At 60.3% G+C, this 17,146-nt stretch carries 14 protein-coding genes; 1 reads left to right on the forward strand and 13 read right to left on the reverse strand.

Annotation, left to right across the window (positions count from 1 at the left end; genetic code table 11):
* Window positions 1-198 precede the first annotated feature (198 nt).
* From ONB52_13230 to ONB52_13250, 5 genes are all read right to left on the reverse strand, one after another.
* On the reverse strand, window positions 199-963 hold the full coding sequence (locus ONB52_13230; protein ID MDZ7417098.1) for a CPBP family intramembrane metalloprotease: 765 nt from the start codon (window positions 961-963) through the stop codon (window positions 199-201).
* 563 nt (window positions 964-1,526) lie between these two features.
* Complete coding sequence (locus tag ONB52_13235) at window positions 1,527-2,045, reverse strand: hypothetical protein (GenBank protein MDZ7417099.1); 519 nt, start codon at window positions 2,043-2,045, stop codon at window positions 1,527-1,529.
* A 394-nt stretch (window positions 2,046-2,439) separates the two neighbouring features.
* The gene (locus tag ONB52_13240) at window positions 2,440-3,366 is read right to left on the reverse strand and encodes an ABC transporter permease subunit (protein MDZ7417100.1); all 927 of its coding nucleotides are present in this window, start codon (window positions 3,364-3,366) and stop codon (window positions 2,440-2,442) included.
* A gap of 410 nt (window positions 3,367-3,776) precedes the next feature.
* Entirely contained in the window at window positions 3,777-4,679 is a 903-nt protein-coding gene (locus ONB52_13245) for a sugar ABC transporter permease (GenBank protein MDZ7417101.1), read from the reverse strand.
* Window positions 4,680-4,997: 318 nt separating this feature from the next.
* On the reverse strand, window positions 4,998-6,239 hold the full coding sequence (locus tag ONB52_13250; protein MDZ7417102.1) for an extracellular solute-binding protein: 1,242 nt from the start codon (window positions 6,237-6,239) through the stop codon (window positions 4,998-5,000).
* 20 nt (window positions 6,240-6,259) lie between these two features.
* On the opposite strand from ONB52_13250, the gene ONB52_13255 reads away from it, so the two are divergent.
* Complete coding sequence (locus ONB52_13255) at window positions 6,260-6,505, forward strand: hypothetical protein (protein ID MDZ7417103.1); 246 nt, start codon at window positions 6,260-6,262, stop codon at window positions 6,503-6,505.
* A gap of 258 nt (window positions 6,506-6,763) precedes the next feature.
* Here ONB52_13255 and ONB52_13260 read toward each other — a convergent pair whose 3' ends face one another.
* The 8 genes from ONB52_13260 to ONB52_13295 form a co-directional block, all read right to left on the reverse strand.
* Entirely contained in the window at window positions 6,764-8,026 is a 1,263-nt protein-coding gene (locus tag ONB52_13260) for a tetratricopeptide repeat protein (GenBank protein ID MDZ7417104.1), read from the reverse strand.
* A gap of 408 nt (window positions 8,027-8,434) precedes the next feature.
* Window positions 8,435-9,856, reverse strand: a complete 1,422-nt coding sequence (locus ONB52_13265; protein MDZ7417105.1) for a tetratricopeptide repeat protein — start codon at window positions 9,854-9,856, stop codon at window positions 8,435-8,437.
* Window positions 9,857-9,944: 88 nt separating this feature from the next.
* Complete coding sequence (locus ONB52_13270) at window positions 9,945-11,279, reverse strand: tetratricopeptide repeat protein (protein ID MDZ7417106.1); 1,335 nt, start codon at window positions 11,277-11,279, stop codon at window positions 9,945-9,947.
* A 45-nt stretch (window positions 11,280-11,324) separates the two neighbouring features.
* A complete protein-coding gene (locus tag ONB52_13275; protein ID MDZ7417107.1) occupies window positions 11,325-11,894 on the reverse strand; it encodes a hypothetical protein in 570 nt (189 codons plus the stop codon).
* Between the two features lie 11 nt (window positions 11,895-11,905).
* On the reverse strand, window positions 11,906-13,027 hold the full coding sequence (gene aroB, locus ONB52_13280) for a 3-dehydroquinate synthase (GenBank protein ID MDZ7417108.1): 1,122 nt from the start codon (window positions 13,025-13,027) through the stop codon (window positions 11,906-11,908).
* Between the two features lie 136 nt (window positions 13,028-13,163).
* On the reverse strand, window positions 13,164-13,838 hold the full coding sequence (locus tag ONB52_13285; protein ID MDZ7417109.1) for a rhomboid family intramembrane serine protease: 675 nt from the start codon (window positions 13,836-13,838) through the stop codon (window positions 13,164-13,166).
* A 136-nt stretch (window positions 13,839-13,974) separates the two neighbouring features.
* Window positions 13,975-16,365: a M23 family metallopeptidase gene (locus ONB52_13290; protein ID MDZ7417110.1), complete on the reverse strand. Its 2,391-nt coding sequence runs from the start codon at window positions 16,363-16,365 to the stop codon at window positions 13,975-13,977.
* A complete protein-coding gene (locus tag ONB52_13295) occupies window positions 16,362-17,138 on the reverse strand; it encodes a glycerophosphodiester phosphodiesterase family protein (protein ID MDZ7417111.1) in 777 nt (258 codons plus the stop codon). The genes ONB52_13290 and ONB52_13295 overlap by 4 nt, the downstream gene beginning before the upstream one ends.
* Between the last annotated feature and the right edge of the window lie 8 nt (window positions 17,139-17,146).

Below are 17,146 nucleotides of genomic sequence, written 5' to 3' on the forward strand. Positions count from 1 at the left end.
ATCCCCCATTCGGCAAAGCCATTGTCATACGGGCGAAAGTGGACAGCCCTGCTTCACCACCAACTCACAAAAATCGCGGAGATCGCGCAGGGAGAACCCTGAAAGTTCGGCAGGACGTTTGTGCCCTTCAGACGGCCTTTGCCAGGCGATTCGAATCCTGCCAGGCCTGCCCGGATGACAAGTGGCAGCAGCCAGGCCTCAGCCGCCGTGCGTGCGCAAAATCAAAAAGAGATCATAAAAGGCATGCGTGTACACCACCACGCCGATGCCACGCCAACTGAAAATCAGACCGAGCAAAATGCCGGCATAGAAACGATGCACGAAGGCCAGCATCGCAAACGGCTCCCTGCCCAGGAAATGAAATCCGGAAAACAGCGCCGCCGACACCACCAGCGCCAGCACCTGATGAACATAGGGCTTGGCCGGCATCACCTTGCGGGCAAACCACAAAACAAAGGTGAACATGCCCAGGCGAAAGAGCAGCTCTTCATAGATGCCGGCGCCGAGCGCCAGCGCCATTTTCGCCGGCAGCGTCACCGCCCTGTCGCCGAGCAGACTCCACAGAAACTTGATGGTGATGGATTTCGTGGTCACGAAATTCATCAACCCACTGAAGAGCACGGCGTAGGCCAGGCTTTCCAGAATGGCGAGGGGGAAATACGGCGGTTTGATGTGCAGCAGGTTTTGCTTGCGCGCCTGCCAATAGGCCAGACCCAGCAACAGCGCGAAGGCAAGCCACGGCATCCAAAACTGATACAGCCCCATGAACCAGAGCGTGCGCTTGATCATCGCCTCAGCGCGGTTCTGGATGATGACGGCCTGCTCGCGGTAGATCACGGCACTGCTGCTTTCGTAAATGAGCAGCAACAGGAGAACCATGAGCAGCCCGAAGAAACTCGAGCGGCTGATCTTGTGATAATCCCGCAACCCTTGCGGCAGCTTTTCCGTCCAGGCGGCTGGCATGCTTCAACTCGCGGCGGGCGCAGTGAGCAAAACAAAAAAAAGGCCGGCCACACCCTGTGCCAGCACGGACACTCTCACCACCACCTCGCAAGCCATGATCTCTCCTTGCCTCCCTCATCCCCTGCCACCGTGCCTCCCTCATCCCCTGCCACCGTGGCCGGCGGCGCGGGCAAGCGTTTGTTACGAAACCGCCAAAGATAGACAACACCCCTAGAAATGTCAACTAGATTTTGGCCCGCAAAGCAAAACCGCGTTTGTTGGCGGCCAACTCGCGTTTCATCGGGCCGTTGTTCCCGGGCTGCACAAGCTGGACACGCATCAACCGGCGGGCAAAGACGCTTCATGCAAAGCCGCAGGGCAGCCTGCTGATATTCCCACCGACCGGCTCTTTCCGCACCAACAGCAGTCACGACTGCAAAATGACACCATTGTCAGCCGGAAGGAGTTCTGGTGCGAACAAGGCAGGATCGTGTTCCGGAACAAAAGGCCCCGGCACGGCAGTCGCGATTTCATCTAGCCGCCCACCGCACCTGGCCGGCAATGGCAGCGGGGCATGACCTGCTTCAGGAGAATTTCATCTCGTTGGAATTGACGCCGGGCAACTCCAGCGACGAGGTTGTTTCGTCCTCGGCCAGAATGCGCAGGCCCTTGGAGGCCACCATCTTGCGCCATTTGCCCTCCATATCACCGGGAACACACAGCCGCCAGCGCGGCCAGCGCCGCCGGGTGATGATCGCATAATTCCGGCCGCCACCGAGCTGCCGAATCGCAACCACGCTGGACCAGTGCGTGAGCAGGGCATTCATCATGATGCCGCGGGTGTTGACTTTGACCACCGGTGCGGCGCAGAACACATAGGTGCCGATCAGCAGCACCAAGAGATACACCGGGCGGCTTTTCAGGAGATAAAGCGAAAGCATGGTGAGAAAGTTGAGCAGCGCCAGCCCGTAGTAAAGTCCGGCATCCGCGCGCTTCCACACGATGTGCTGGTCCTGCTCCCGATACAGCCAGAACAGCCGCAGCACCACGAAATAGCCGTAACAGACGACCAGTATCCAGACGAGATACTCCACGAGCATCATGATGGCATCTCCGCTCTCCTCCCGCGGGAAATCTGCGACCGACGACGCCTGATCCCTGGTTGTTGCAACAGTTCCGGCGGAATAATCAAACAGGTTTCATTTGATGAAGATGCTTTTTAATGACTGCTTCAGGGGCCGGCCATTCACTATCGCGCCGTGCCAAAGGCGCTCCCGCAAAAGGTCATGGCAGAAAGGGGCGGTGCGGCATGGACAACGCGGCGGGGGTCCCAACAAATGACGGCGTCTCCGGTTTGGTGAGGAGAAACCGGTGTTTTGTCACTCTGTAACAATCTTCCCGCAGTCACCGCCTTCCCTGGCGCCGGCCGGCTTGCTGCAGCATGAGCGCGAGAGGCAACGACGCTTCCCGCAGTCGAAAAATGTCACAGGGGAAGGTCTAGCCCTTCACACTCCCCAATGTCAGCCCCGAAATCAGCCAGCGGCTCAGGAACAGAAAAAGCGTCACCACCGGCAGGCAGACCAAAACGGCGCCGGCGGCGTAAAGCCCCCATTGCGTCTCGAAATTCGACTGAAACTGCTTCAAACCGATCGGCAGGGTATAAAGTGCCTTGTCGTTGATGATCACTGCAGCCACCAGATACTCGCTCCACGCCGCCATGAAGCTGAACAGCGCCGTAATCACCAGCGCCGGCAGCACCAGCGGCAGCACGATTTGGTAGAACGTGCGAAACGGACTGCAGCCGTCGATGCGCGCGGCCTCTTCCAGGCTGTGGGGCACGGTGTCGTAATACCCCTTCATCTGCCAGATGCAAAAAGGCAGCGCCGTGGCGGAGTAGGCGATGATCAAGCCCCAGTAGGTGTTGTAGACCTTGAGCTTGATCAGCATGAGAAAGAGTGGCAACAGCAGCATGGTGACCGGAAACATCTGCGTGGTGATCAGGGCGATCAGACTGGCGTCGCGGCCGATGAATTTGTAGCGGGAAAAGGCATAGCCGGCGGTGCTGGCGAGCGCCACACTCAGGATCGTCACGAGAAACGAAACCAGCGTGCTGTTGAGCAGCCAGCCGACAAAGGGTTTTTCGCGGGTGAGCGCGCGATAAGCACCGAGCACACCGCCGCGTTCCCAGCCCGCCGCCACCTGGTCGCGCACCGCTTGATCAATCGCAATCAGCGTGCGGTAGGAAGCAAGCGAGGCCTCGGGCGGTATCAGACGCAGCGAGGTGGTGTGCAGCATGTCATGGGGTCGCAGGGACACGCCGATCACCTGCAAAATGGGATACACGGCGAATGCCGTCACCACCAGCAAAACGGCATAAATCAAAACGTAAGTGGTGAGGGAGGTGGTCTTCTCGAATTTCGGCATGTGATCACTCCGGGCGACGGGGCACAGTCGGTCTGGCAACCATGCCGGTGGAAAGCGGGAGGAAATCTCCCGCGCAGGAATTGGCAACACCCGCACGCCGGTCAGCGGGCAGGGGTGGCAGCCACGCGCGAACCCCCGCCGCATCCGACACCGCCGTCGTGGGGCGGTTTTGAAAAGGGTGTATGTTTAACTGAAGAAATCCACCCTCCGGCCGCGTTTGCTTCGAATCAACTTTGATGGTTGTATTCCTTACGTCGATCAGGCTTCCCAAATGGCAAGCAGCCGTTTGTTTGAATGACTTGCTCCTTGCCGACAGGGTTTGCAGGATTCACAGGATGTCCTGTTTTCGCCCGTCGTGCGCAGGGCTTCAGCAAGACACACACTGCGGTTCAGCCTGTCAATGCTGCGGGTCAATACACCGCTTCCGTGGCTTTTGTTTGGCGGATGAACCGGATGCCGAACAGCAGCAGAATGGCAAAGATGACGATCGACAAAGCGGCGGCATAACCGTAGCGATAGTAGTTGAACACCTGGCGGTAGACGAAGGAAACCAGAATGTGCGTCGAGTCTGCGGGCTTGCCGCCATCGCTCACCAACCAGATGACATTGAAGTTGTTGAACGTCCAGATCACCCCGAGCGTGATGGCGGGCACCATCACCGGCTTCAACAACGGTGCGGTGATGTTCCAAAATTGCTGCCAGGCGCTGGCGCCGTCCACCTCCGCGGCTTCATACAGCTCGCGCGGAATCGCCTGCAGGCCGCCAAGCGCAATCACCATCATGAAGGGAAAACCCAGCCAGATGTTGGTGATGGTCGCCGCGGTGTAGGCCCAAAAGGGATCGGAGAGCCACGGCACCGGCGCGAGGTGGAAAACCTGCTGCAGGATGAGGTTGATCGCGCCGAATTCATAGTTGAACATGCCGCGCCAGGTCAGGGCGGTAATGTATTGCGGCACGGCCCAGGGCAAAATGAGCAGCGTGCGAAAGAGTGCGCGCCCGGGCAGGGGGCGGTTGAGCAGCAGGGCAAGAAACACGCCGATGGTCACGTGAAAAAACAAGTTCACCGCTGTCCACAGCAGCGTCTTCAAAAACAAGACATAGAACAGCGGCTCGGTGAACACCTTGCGGTACTGCTCCACGCCGACGAAACGCCAGTCCAGAAAATGCGACAGGCTCATGTTGGAAAAGGAAATGACAATGTTGTAGCAAAACGGGTAGAGCACGACGCAACCGAGCACGAGGAAGGAAGGCAGGATGTACAAATACGCGAGCCGGTTTTCGCGGAAGCTCTGGAAGAGGGCTATGGCGTTCACACCTTCTCCATCATGAGGGCGCCCTGTTTTCAGCCGGCGGAGATCTGCCGGCAGATCATCGTTGGCGGTCCGTTATCTTGAAAAATGCGGTCACTCCTGCAAGGATCCTGCGAAGAATTGAGCACGGTTCCTCCATGTGCTTCACAAGAGTAAAGGTCCGAACACTTGAAGAAAGCCACTGTCTGGACGCTTCACCATGAGCAATGCGGGTTTTATTCGACTCCTGCCGGCCTGGGGGCCACGCGCCCGGGCGTTTTTTATCAGTGCTTCACCCGCTTCGCCGGAAAAACATTTTCCGCAAATCAGGGCAACGCGGCATTAGTTGGCGAACATTTCCTGAATCAGCCTTTCGGCGTCCTGCTGCATTTTGAGCGCAGCCTGCTCGGGTGTGAGCTGGCCGTTGAGCAGGCTTTGATATGCCGGCCGCATGGCATCCCAGATGGCGCGCATCTCCGGTGCAATAGGCATGGGCCGGCCGACACCGAGCTGATCCTGTGAACTGAGCAGCAGGGGATCCTTCACGAAAATGGAGTCCTGCCGGGCCTCCAGGCGCGCGGGGATGGCGCGCAGCGCGTACGTGTAGCGCAGCACGTTCTCCGGCGCCGTGAGAAAGCGCAAAAGCTGAATGGCCTTGGCGCGGCGCTCGCCGCGGAGATTGGCATTGAGGCAGTAACCGGTGGCGGAAACCATCGGCGTCGGCCACAGGCCGGTTTCAGAAATTTGTGGAATGCGTGCCAGCCCGATGTCGACACCCGCCTCGAGGTAGCCCCCCCAACTCCACGGCCCGTTGATCACCATCGCGGCCCTGCCCTGCTTGAAGAGTTGATTGGCGAGATCGAGGTCGCATTCATACGGCACGATCCGGCGCTCACGCAGCAGGGTGATGAATTTCGAGGCGCGAATGGTGGCGTCCGTGTTGAGGGTGGGCCGGCCGTGCTCATCCATCACCCAGCCGCCGTAGCCACCCAGAAAGGGAATGAAAAAGAAAGGCTCGACGAAATTCCACGCCAGCGCATAGGTGTCATACTTGCCGTCACCGTCGAGATCGCGCGACAGCCGGCTGCCGATCTCCAGCAACTCATCGGTGGTGCGCGGAGGCTGGGACAAAATCTTCTTGTTGTACACCAGGGTAAGATGGTTGCCGACGCGATCTGCCAGCATGTAAAGCCGGCCCTGGTAACGCACCAGTGCCATGGGATCGAAGTTGGCGAGCTCATCCGCGCGCAACAGGCTGTCGCAGGGCTGGATCAAACCCATCACGTGCAGGGGGCCGACCATATCGGCCGGGCCATACACCAGATCCGGGCCGCTGCCGCCCAGGCCGGCGATGATGTAGTTGCTGCGCAATTCTTCGGTTTCATAATAAATCTGTCTGGCCGTCAGGCCGGGATTTTCCCGGCTGAACTTGACCAGCAGGGAATCCAACACCACCCGGCCGGGCGCGAAATCTTGCGTCCAAATGATCAACTCGTTCGGATCCCGGCGCGAACCGCCGAAAGCCAGGTAGAGCATGCCGGCAAACAGGCTGGACAACACCAGCGCAAGCAGAAGCTTTCGCATGATGAAGGAGTTTGCTGAATGTGGCTATTCTGCAAAAAAAGTTGCGGCAATATAATAAGGCGGGTTCTAAACCGCAAGCCGCAACCTTGCCGGAAAGAATGCCGGGCAGGAATGCGGGAAAGGATTGGCCGGGTGCGCAGGGAGTGGAAGGGTTTGCCTTCGAAAGCACAAAGGTTGCATCTTCTTTTTGCCACCTTTTGCCTGAGAATAAATTCCCAAGCGCAAAGCGGAAAAAGCCTGAAGGCGGCTGCCCGGCAATCGGGTGATCAGGTGGCCCTGGCCGACTTGCGCTTTGAGCCTGCGATTTCAATCGCAGGTGGTGAGGGCAACATGCCCCCTGCAAAATTCAGGTTGGGAGAATGCTCCGGCAACGGCCGGGCCGTTGCCTCAGAATCGCCGTTGTTTCACCCGAAGTCTTCGCAAGTCCGACTCGGCGGGAGGGGAGTCTCTCAGAGAGGCGCGGGAAGAGGCGCCGCAGGGATTTCTCCCGGCTCAGCGTCGCCTTCACGCAGGCAAGACGCGCCTCACATTTTGGCAAGCAGCTCCTGCGCCTGCGGAGCCAACCGGCTGTTGGGGTGATCGCGCAGCAGGCGTTGCAGCGCCGCACGCGCTTCTTCACGGCGTTGCAACCGCAGCAGGCTGTTGCCGAGAATGAACAGCGCGTCATCCTGGCGGGCTGATTTCGGAAATTGCATCACCCGCTGGCAGGCGGTGACCGCCGCAGCATAATTCTGCAATTCGTACTGCGCCTTGCCAAGCCAGTAATGGCAGTTGCTGATCAACACGTGGGCGGGGAAAATCTCAATCAACTCCGTAAACTGCCGCACGGCCACTTCATAGCGCCGGGCGTAGATGTTTTGCAGGGCCTGCTCATAGGCGCCGGCAAAGCTGGTGGGACGCGCCGCAGTGGCGCTGGCCGGAGGCTTTGCTTTTTCGCCGCCGGCCGCAGGACGAGGCGGGGAGACTTTGGCGGACGGGACGCCGGCACGTTTGCGCGGCGCAGCGGAAGCGGTTGCAGCAGACCGGTGTTCCGCCGTTGCCGGCGCGCGGCGGGGCGCCACTTCCACCGGCGCGCGCATGGCCGGCTCGGTGCGACCGGTGCGCCGCTGATCCGTGAAGAGTTCGGGCACCGCCAGTGTGCCGCCTTTGAAAAAGAGGACGCCAACTCGAATGCCGAGAAAAGCATCATGGTTGCCGCTCACCACGGCATCCAGGCGGTCACTCGCCTGAAAATGATAAACCAGGCTGGCGTGCCAGAGCATGTGCGCGTGCGGCTGCCAGCGCGCGCCGGCACCAAGCAAAATATTGCCGGCATGCAACCGTTTGGAACCGGAAACGCGAAAATTGAGATACCCGGCGCCCGCCAAAAGATAAGGGCGAAAGCGTTGCGAAGGGATCACATCATAGTTGAGCCAGAGCTCGCTGCCCACCATTTGGGTGCGCAGAGCACTGGCCGTTTGGTAAGTGGGATACTGCAGGGTCAGGCGGAAAGGCAGAGTGGCATAGCCCAGCGACAGGCTCAGGCCGGTGCGCGCGGACACGCGCCGCTCCAACCTCGCCGACAGGCCGGGGCCATAACCGGCTTGTGTGACACGGCCGGTGGCCACGGTACCGCTGGCAGAGATCAACTGTGCCGCGCGTCGCGGACTGGTCAAGCGTTGCGCTGCAAAGCTGAAACCGTAAAGCCAGCGACCACCGGTGGGCTGGCTGTGGGCAGCCATCGCACTCACAAGCAGCACGGTGCAACCGAGGGCGGCAGTCAGGCGAGATTTCCACTTCCTTGTCATGGCTCGTTCCTCATCCTGAGGGAGAAAACGACGGCAGAGACCGACGGCCGGTGGGCGCAGCGCTGGCGCCGCCCGGGCCGAAAATCAAACATCTCAAATCAAGTCGGCTGCTATGACGACGTCGAGTCGATGCCCCTCCACATTTTTGTGATGCTGTGCGACAGCCTGCCAGAGCAGGCTCTTGTCATCCAGTTCCCAGTGCTGCCTGCGGGAAGAAGCTTTTGCTGTGTGCCCAAACGTGGCCGGCTTGTGCGATATCACGTGGCGGTGCCCGCCTGGCAAGGCTGAGCGGGGATTTCCCAAACGGCGCATCGCCGGGTCTTTCCGGGGATTTTGAAGCATCAGTCGAATCTTGGCGGAGAAACATTTTCTCGAAAGGGCAGACTTTCGGAAAAACCTGAAGCAGACTCACAGTTTCGCCAGCATCTCCTCCGCGGCACCGACAAATTCGCTGCTGGGATACTCCCGGATCAATTGATTGAACACCCGGCGGGCTTCCTCCGTGCGGTTGAGCTGCAGATAGCTGCGCCCCAGCATGAGCAGGGCGTTGTCCTTCTTGAGGGAGAGCGAAGCGCGCAGCACCTGGTTGAATGATTCCACCGCCGCCTGATAACTGCCGAGATTGAAATAGGCCTCCCCGCTCCAATAGTGGCAGTGACTGACCAGCGCGTGGTTCGGAAAGCGTGCCGCCAGCGTCGCAAAGATGTCGATTGCTTCCTGGTAACGCTTGGCGGTCAGCAGGCTCAGACCCTGCTCATAAGCCAGCGAGAAACTCGCACTCGAGCCTTTCAGGGGTGCGGCCGTCGCACGGCTCATTGGCGGAGCGCCGCGGTCAGCCGCGAAATTGCCGTTGGCGCTGGCCAGGCTGCCGCTTTGCAGCGCCTGCAAACGCGACTGGCGGTCAGCCAGGGTCTCTTGCAGCGAGGAAATCTCCCGCTCTTTCAATTCGATGCCCTGGGTCAATTCATCCGCCAACGATTTGAGACGAACGTACTCCTCCATGTCCAACTGCTCATCGCCGGCGACACGGCCGGACTCCGCACGGCCGCTGCCTGCACCAAAGGAATCCGTCTGCGTGTCATCGTCGAAGGCCGGATCCTTCTGGTTTTCGGCATCAAACGGCGACATCCCGCCTTCTTCGCTGAAGAGGTTTTCATCGGGCGTTTGGGCGCGTGACCGGCCGCCAAACAGGTAGCGCACACCCACCTGGCCTTCCACCACCAGGTAGTTGGCATCACGCCGGGCCGGAGTGAAGACGCTGAGGCCGCTGGTATCCTGGCGGCCCTTGAGAATGCCGTGCAACCGTCCCAGGCCGGTCAGGGCAAAGCGTTCGCTCAGGTGAAAATCAAAGCCGAGGGCACCACTCACGGAGGGGCTCAACTTGCTGCGAATGCGCGTGCCATTGGCGAAAGTGCCACCCGTGGACCCGCGCAGATCACGCACGTCCCAAAAGATGAAGCCGGCGCCGCCATTGAGAAACGGCGCGAAGCGCTGGTTGCGAAAGGGGTAGTAGTAAACGTTGCCCGTCAGCGCGATGAGATTGGTTTTAAAAGGGAAGGAATTGTCGGAATTGAACATGCTGCCGATGCCCGTCCAGGCCCGCACCCATCCGCCCGCGCCCTCCACACCCAGGGTGAGGCGGTCGGTGAGGACATAGCGGGCGGAAAGTCCCGCCCATTGGTCGACGGTGGAGTAATCGACGATATCGCCCGCCATTTTGATCGGACCGCCGAGAATCCCAATGGAATACCGGCCCGCCGGATACTGCGCCCAAGCTCCCACGGCGGCGACACCCACCAGCACCAGCGCAGCCTTTAGACTACTTCGCATACGATCATCTCCATGTAGCTTGATGATATTATCCCGGTCCCTGGCACCCCACACAAAACCGATGTCCGCTTACCGCTGGTGGTCATCATCAAATCTTTTCACGCAAGGCTTCTGCTTGAGCGACAAATTCGCTGCGGGGAAATTCCTCGATGAGGCGATTGAACGCCTGGCGTGCCTCCTCCCGGCGATCGAGCCTGGTGTAACATTGCCCCAGCATCAGCAGGGCATCATCACGTTTCAAGGATTTGGGAAATTCCAGAACGCGTTCGAAGTCGGCAATCGCCGCCGGATAGTTCTCGGCGCGGTACTGTGCTTCCCCCCGCCAGTAGTAGCAATTGCTCGCGAGGCTGTGATTGGGAAACTGGTTGATCAAAAAGGAAAATTGCTCCACCGCCTGCGCATATTGCTTGCGGTGAAAGCTGGCCAACGCCTCTTCATAGGCGCGGGAGAAACTGGTGGCGCCGGGGCTGGTCGCGGGCGGCGGCACAGCGGCGGGTTTCGGCTTTTTTTTGAGCTCCTTTTCCAGGACGGTGATTTGTTCGCGTTTGGAGACCAGCGCCGTTTGCAGCGAAGCGATTTCATTCTCCTTGCTGCTGATGGCCTGATTGATTTCCTCGACCAGCGATTTCAGGCGAATGTATTCCTCCATGTCTTGTTGCCCGCTGCCGTCAGCCTCCGGCCCGTCCTCCAGCTCGACCAAACGGCTCTCGAGATCCTCTTCGCTTTCCAGCGCTTCCAGCGGTGACTGCCCGGCTTCGCTTTCATCCAGTTGTTCCAACATCCCGAAGGTTTCGTCGAGCGGGCTGTCCATTTCGGAACGGCCGAGGAATTTGGTGATGCCGAGACGGGCGCTGACAAAGGTGTCCCGCCCGCCTTTTTGCGTGTCAAGGTTCTGGCTGGTGGTGTAATGAAAGGCGCCGCTGAAATTCAAGGCCACGGTGGGCGAAACCATGTAACGCAGCCCCGCACCGGCGAGGGCGGCGGCATCGGTAACGCGCTTGGTGGGAAAATTTTGCCCGCGCGGTTTGAAGCCTTCGTAGCGCAAACCGCCGGCACCCAGCAGGACATAAGGATGGATACTGCCGGTGTTCAGAATCTCATAATCCAGCAACAGATTGGCATAAAGCAGCGAGGACTTGAGCGTCAGTGTTTGCCGCGCACCCGTTGCGGTGACGCCGGCGAAATTGAAGGGCAGCGTGGCATAACCCACAGTCAGGCCGGCGCCCAAACGGCTGGAGAAGCGGCTGCCCAGCATGCCTTCCAGACCGAGGCCCAGGCCCGAGCGCCTGTCATAGCTCACCAGTTTTTGTGTGCCCCCGGCAAAGCCGAAGAGCAACCCCTTCGGCAGACTCTGCGCGCTGGCCGCTCCGAAAAAAGCGCTGCAGGCAAAGGCGGAAATGAGGCTGAAGCACGTTCGTCTCATGACGACTCTCCTGAAGTAGTTTGCGTCCTTGCAGACAGCCGCGGGTCAGGGTTGCGGTTTGGAAACCCTGGTCACTGCATGGTTGGGATCGTGAACGAGGCCCAGAAACGGCTGCAACTCAACAGGAATGACTTCCTTGATCGTGATGTTCTGATTTGAGTAAAGATTGTAGGCCTTGACCAGCTCCTCCATTTTGTCGCGCAGCGGCGCGATGGCGTGATAATCCCGTCCCTGTTCCACCTGCCGCCGCAGCGAGACGATGGTGTCGCCGATTTGCTCGAAATAATAGTTTTGCATCGACTGGCTGATCAAGCCTTCGACCGAGGCATCGACATCCCTCTCCTTCTCCGCCAGTTTTTTCAGGGTGTTCTTCAAGTGAAAGAGATTGAGTTCTTTGACCAGTTGCCGTTCCAGGCCGAGGTAGACGAAAAGCGCGGGGTGCTTCTTGTAGTAATCCGTCTTGCGTGCAACAGTTGACAGCAGATACTGCTCGACGAGCGTCCGTTCTTCCAGCGTCAATTTGCGATGGCTGGCATAGCGCAGGGCATTGGCCTCGGCATGATATTCCACTCGTATCATCAGATCGGCAAAAGTGAAATAGAAGAGCTCGTTCATGGTGGTTTCTTTCAGGTGGCGGTGGTGGCCACTCCTTCCTGCTTGAAAGTTTCCCAGGCATACCGAACGGCGTCTGGCAAACTGCCGGCCCGCCACTCCGCGGTCAGCACGGCGGCTCCCAGTCGCTGCAACATGACCATCCGAACGGCGCCGGCGGTGGCCTTCTTGTCCCGCGCCATCAGATGCTCTAATTCGTTCATAGAAATACCGTCGCACGGCAGTCTTAGCGGAAGGCTGCGCAAAAATTTCTCAAAGCGGGTGAAATCGTCGGCCGAAAGATAACCGGAGGCATGGGAAATGTAAGCCTCTGCCAGCATGCCCAGCCACACGGCTTCCCCATGGCGCAGGCGCTCAAAGCCGGTGGCGGCTTCCAGCGCATGGCCGATGGTGTGTCCAAAATTTAACAAAGCGCGGCTGCCGGCCTCGCGCTCATCGCGGCTGACGATTGCACTTTTGATCTCGCAACTGCGCCGGATCACCTCAACCAACACCGGTTGGTCGAGCGCCAGGATCGCGGCGAGATGGGCGCGGAGATACTCGAAATAAGCGGCGTCTGCGATCACGGCGTGCTTGACAACCTCCGCCAGCCCGGCCACCACTTCACGCGACGGCAGCGTTGTCAGCGTGGCGGGATCGATGAGCACCAGGCGGGGCTGATGAAACGCGCCGATCATGTTTTTGCCCAGGCGGTGATTGACACCCACCTTGCCGCCGATGCTGGCATCCACCTGCGCCAGCAAGGTGGTGGGTGCCTGCACCAGGGGAATGCCGCGCATGTAGGTGGCGGCGACAAACCCTGCCAGATCACCCACCACCCCGCCGCCGAGCGCAAGCACCACGGTTTGCCGATCACATTTGCGTTCGAGCATCCGGGCGATGATTTGTTCAAACGTTGCCAGCGTTTTGTGCGCCTCGCCCGCGGGAATGACGATCTTCTCCACCTTCAGCCCGGCCTGACGCAGGCTGGCGAGCACCGTCTCACTGTGGTGAACATCAACCCTGGCGTCGGTGACGACTACAAAACGCGCGCCAACACCGCTTTGCGCCAGCACTTCACCGCAAGCGGAGAGCAATCCTGCCGCAATCACAATGGGATAGCGGCGTGTTTCCAATTCAACATGCAGGGTGATCATATTGAACGGTTTCAGAAAAGGAAGTTAACAGGGAAACAAAGGAGGGCAGATTGCGCTTGTCCTTCAATCTGCAATCCGGTCAACGTCACGCGAGGCTGAAGGATGGTCGCAAAAAATTCGGGGGCGGGCCGCCTGCTCATTCGCTGCTGGAATGCTCCTCTCCCAGACGGCGCTCCGCGCGGCGGCGGGAGAGACAAAGCGGCCACACCAGTCCTGCACCCGCAAGAAATCCACCGAGATGAGCATACCAGGCCACGCCGCCGGCACCGGCGTTGGTGAGGCCATGGACAATCTGCCAGCCGAGCCAGAGCACCATGTAGATCAGCGCGGGCAGGCGCAGCAACACCAGTGGCGCGAAAAACAGGATGGTGCGGCGGGGATAGAGAACGAGATAGGCACCCATGACCGCGCTGATGGCACCGCTCGCACCGATCATGGCTTTCGTGCAGGCCGGCACCGCGGCAACATGGATCATGCCGGCGATCAACCCACCGAGCAGGTAAAAGACAAAATAGCGCAGATGCCCCATGGCCACTTCGATATTGTCCCCGAAGATCGCCAGCGACAGCATGTTAAAAGCCACATGCGCGGGGTGAAAAGCGTTTTGCACGAACATGGCGGTGAACACGTTCCACCAATGCTCCCCGTGCCAAATCTGCCGGGGCACAACGCCATGGGACAGCATGAAGTGTTCGGCGGCGTTGTCCGGCAGTGCACGCAGATAGAAAAACACCGTCAGGTTCGCAACGATGAGCAGGTAGTTGACGACCGGCAGGCCGTCATTGGGGTTGTCATCCTTGAGCGGAACCATGAGTTCTCCTGCATCCCCAAAATGAAACGCCCGGGCTATCGCTGCAATCGCCCTCGCCACCCACGCGGCAGGCGGGCGCGCAACAGCGGCGACCGGCCGGTTGCCGCTTCACACCGCCCGTGCGGGCAGTCGCGCGCTAACGCACCGTAAACTGGATTTCCCGCCGCGTGACATTGCCACACTGATCGCGCGCCTCCACCACCAGGGCGTGCGTCCCGGGCGTCAGGCCGGTTTTCGGTCGATACCGAAGCTGTTTGGCCTCCGGATCATACTCGGCGATTACCTTCACGCCATCCAGGCGCATCACGAGGCTGCGCTCGGACGCGAAGCCGGAGATGCTGTCATCGACCGTGACTACAAATTTCGGACGGCGATCGGTCACGACCCCGCCGGGCGCGGGATGACGCACGATCACGACCGGCGGCACGTCGTCGCGAATCAGGGTAAAGTCACCCAGGCGGTAGACTTTCGCCGCGACCGTGCGCTCCCTCAGATTCAGTTTGTTGTCGAGAAACTGCCAGCCCGTCTCAGAACGGGTGGCGACCCCAAGCTGCCCGGGGTTGGGCAGCGAATCAGGAAAGCTGATTTCAATCGTGGCGCCATCGTCCAACGGCACCTCCTGCGGGGCCACGCGATAGACCGCGCCCAGCGGCCCGCGGCTGCCGGGATCAACTTCGATACGGCCGTAGACCGGCCAGTAAACCGATTCGGCATTGAAATGCACGCGCAGCCCGCCGTCTGCTGCGCGCAGGGTGGCTGTCTGCTGTGGCCGGATGGCAAAATTGGCGAACCGCTCGCGCCACTGCGCACGCGCGCCGGCAACGCTGCCGCCACTCACCTCGAGGGTGACAGAGTCCGCGGCAATCGCCGCCAGCGGCACCACGGCCGCATAGCGATTGGCCTCCGGTGTCAGCAGACGCGGCGTGACGACGCGCTCACCGGCGGTGAGCGTCAATACCGGCGGCTGCTGCACAGGCCAGGTGGCGGAAATGTCCACGTGCAAAAACTGCGGGTGAAAATTTTTGCGCACGATGAATTGCAAAGGCGCGGCCTCCGTTGCGGCCGCCGCGGCCAGATAAAACGGCAGCGAGGACCGGCCGTTTTGATCAGTGGCCACGAAGCGCACCACGGGTGCACCGTGATGATGCACAAAAACCTCCGGCTCGCCGGCAGGGGCCGGCAAGTTTGCCGACGCGGCCGGCGCATCCGCGGCCGCCTCATGCCCGGTGATTTCCCACGCCAGCGAGCTGTCGGTGGGATCAACCTGGGGGTACACCGCACCCAGCTCGCGCCATTGTTTGCCGCCCACCAGCACCGCCGCGGCGACTTGCTTCACTTCATGAGGCGGTGAGAGCGATTTCACGGTGCACACCATCCGGTTCGACTGCTGTTCCCGCACCGTGACGCTGATCATGAACGGCGGCACGACCATCAGTTTGCCGGTCAGGGTTCGGGCGTTGCCGTAGTAATCTGCGGCGATCACGCGAAACTCATGCTCGCCCAACCCCAGGCCGGGCGTCTCAACGGCGGGGAAGGCTGGGGTAAGCAAACCTTCTGAATCAGACAGGCCGGCAAGAGTGGCAGCCACAGGCCCCGCCTGCAGGGCGCCGGCATGGGCGTTGAGATGCGTGTAGATGGCCAGCGGATTCGCCGGATCACGAAACAGGCGGTGCAGGCGGCCGTGGCCTTGCTGGCTCAGCGCAAAGTCCTGCACCAATTCGATGAATTTGTTCTCGTCAAATGAAAGACGGTCAAATTGCGATTCGAATTGCAGGCTGTCATCGACGAAGAGCTGGAAGCGATAGACGCCGAATTGATTGTGCACACCGGACACCCGGTCGAAGGCTGCCACGGCCAGGCCGACACGGCCGGCAACGCGAATCGGTTGCGGAATGACAAAACGGCCATTGACATGGAGGGGACGATACACTTTGGGAAGAAAGTTGTCATCGATGAGCGCGCCGGGGGTGAGCGGGATCACGGCGAAGGCAGTGATCGTGGGCGCCACCTGATCGAGCACCGGGAAATTGCGGCTGAGCGGATTGGTGGGCCGGCCGTGACGGTCGCGGATCTCAAAATGCAGATGCGGCACCCCGATGCCGGTGTCGCCGGTGTAGCCGATGACTTCGCCTTGCTTCACCGGCAGCATGCCGGGGCGAAAGGACACATCGATGCGAAATTCGCCGGCAGCCTCCTGCTGGCGTTCGGCGATCGCCTGCAGCGTATCGTTGAAACGTTCGAGATGTGCATAGACGGCCAGCTCGCCGGTATCCAGACGCAGATAAAGGGCGCGGCCATAGCCGAATGGCGAGACCACCATGCGTTCGAGGTAGCCGCTGCGCGTGGCGATCGCCTGGTAGCCGGTTTTGTTCCACGTTTTGACATCAATGCCGGCATGAAAACGCCGCGGCCTGGTTTCGCCAAAAGCCGAAGTGAGATACCGGCTGGCGTCGGTGGGCCAGACATAGTCCTGCGCCCACGCGGCGCCGGCCAGCACCGTCAAACTCAAAGTCCAGAACATCCTCATGAATGAATCTTCCTGCCGAGAAGTTGGCTCAATGCCCGTGGTTCATCGGTGATGATGCCGTCCACTCCAAGATCAATCAGGGGACGGAACTGCCTGGCTTCGTTGGCGCCCCACACCAGCAGGTAGAGTCCGCGTTCGCGCGCGGCGCGCAGGAAGCGGGGGGTGAGCGCTTTGAAATGGACGTGCAAGCCTTTCACACCGGTCAGACGGCTGACCGGCGGGCCGGTGCGGCCGTGCAGACCATGCCCGGTCAGGATCAGGCCGGTGGGCACTTCCGGCGCGAGCACGGCCAGCTTGCGCAGGATCAGCGGATTGAACGAAGACAAAACACATTTGTGGGCCGCCTCGTGGCGGTAGAGCAGTTCCAGCAGGCGCGCAAGTTTGCGCGTTTGGATGTTGGATACCGCCTTGATTTCGATGTTTAGCAACAGGCGGCCGCCTGCCATTGCCAGCGCGTCCGCCAGCGTGGGCACCGGCTCACTGCGAAAGGCTTCGCCGAATTTGATGCCGGCATCCAGACGGCGGATCTTTTCGAGCGAGGTCATGCGGATGTAACCGTGGCCGTTGGTGGTCCGGCCCAGGCGCTGGTCGTGAAACACCACCCACTCGTGCGAACGGCACAGGCGCACGTCGAATTCGATACCGTCAGCGCCGTGCGCCAGCGCGGCATGGAAGGCTGCCAGGGTGTTTTCCGGAGCGCAGGTGCGCGCCCCGCGATGCGCGATATTGAGCGGAGGCTCTTCACGCAGGCGATGGAGAAACAAATTCGTCATGAGAATCA

The organism is candidate division KSB1 bacterium, assembly GCA_034506255.1.
Lineage (GTDB): Bacteria > Zhuqueibacterota > Zhuqueibacteria > Zhuqueibacterales > Zhuqueibacteraceae > Coneutiohabitans > Coneutiohabitans thermophilus.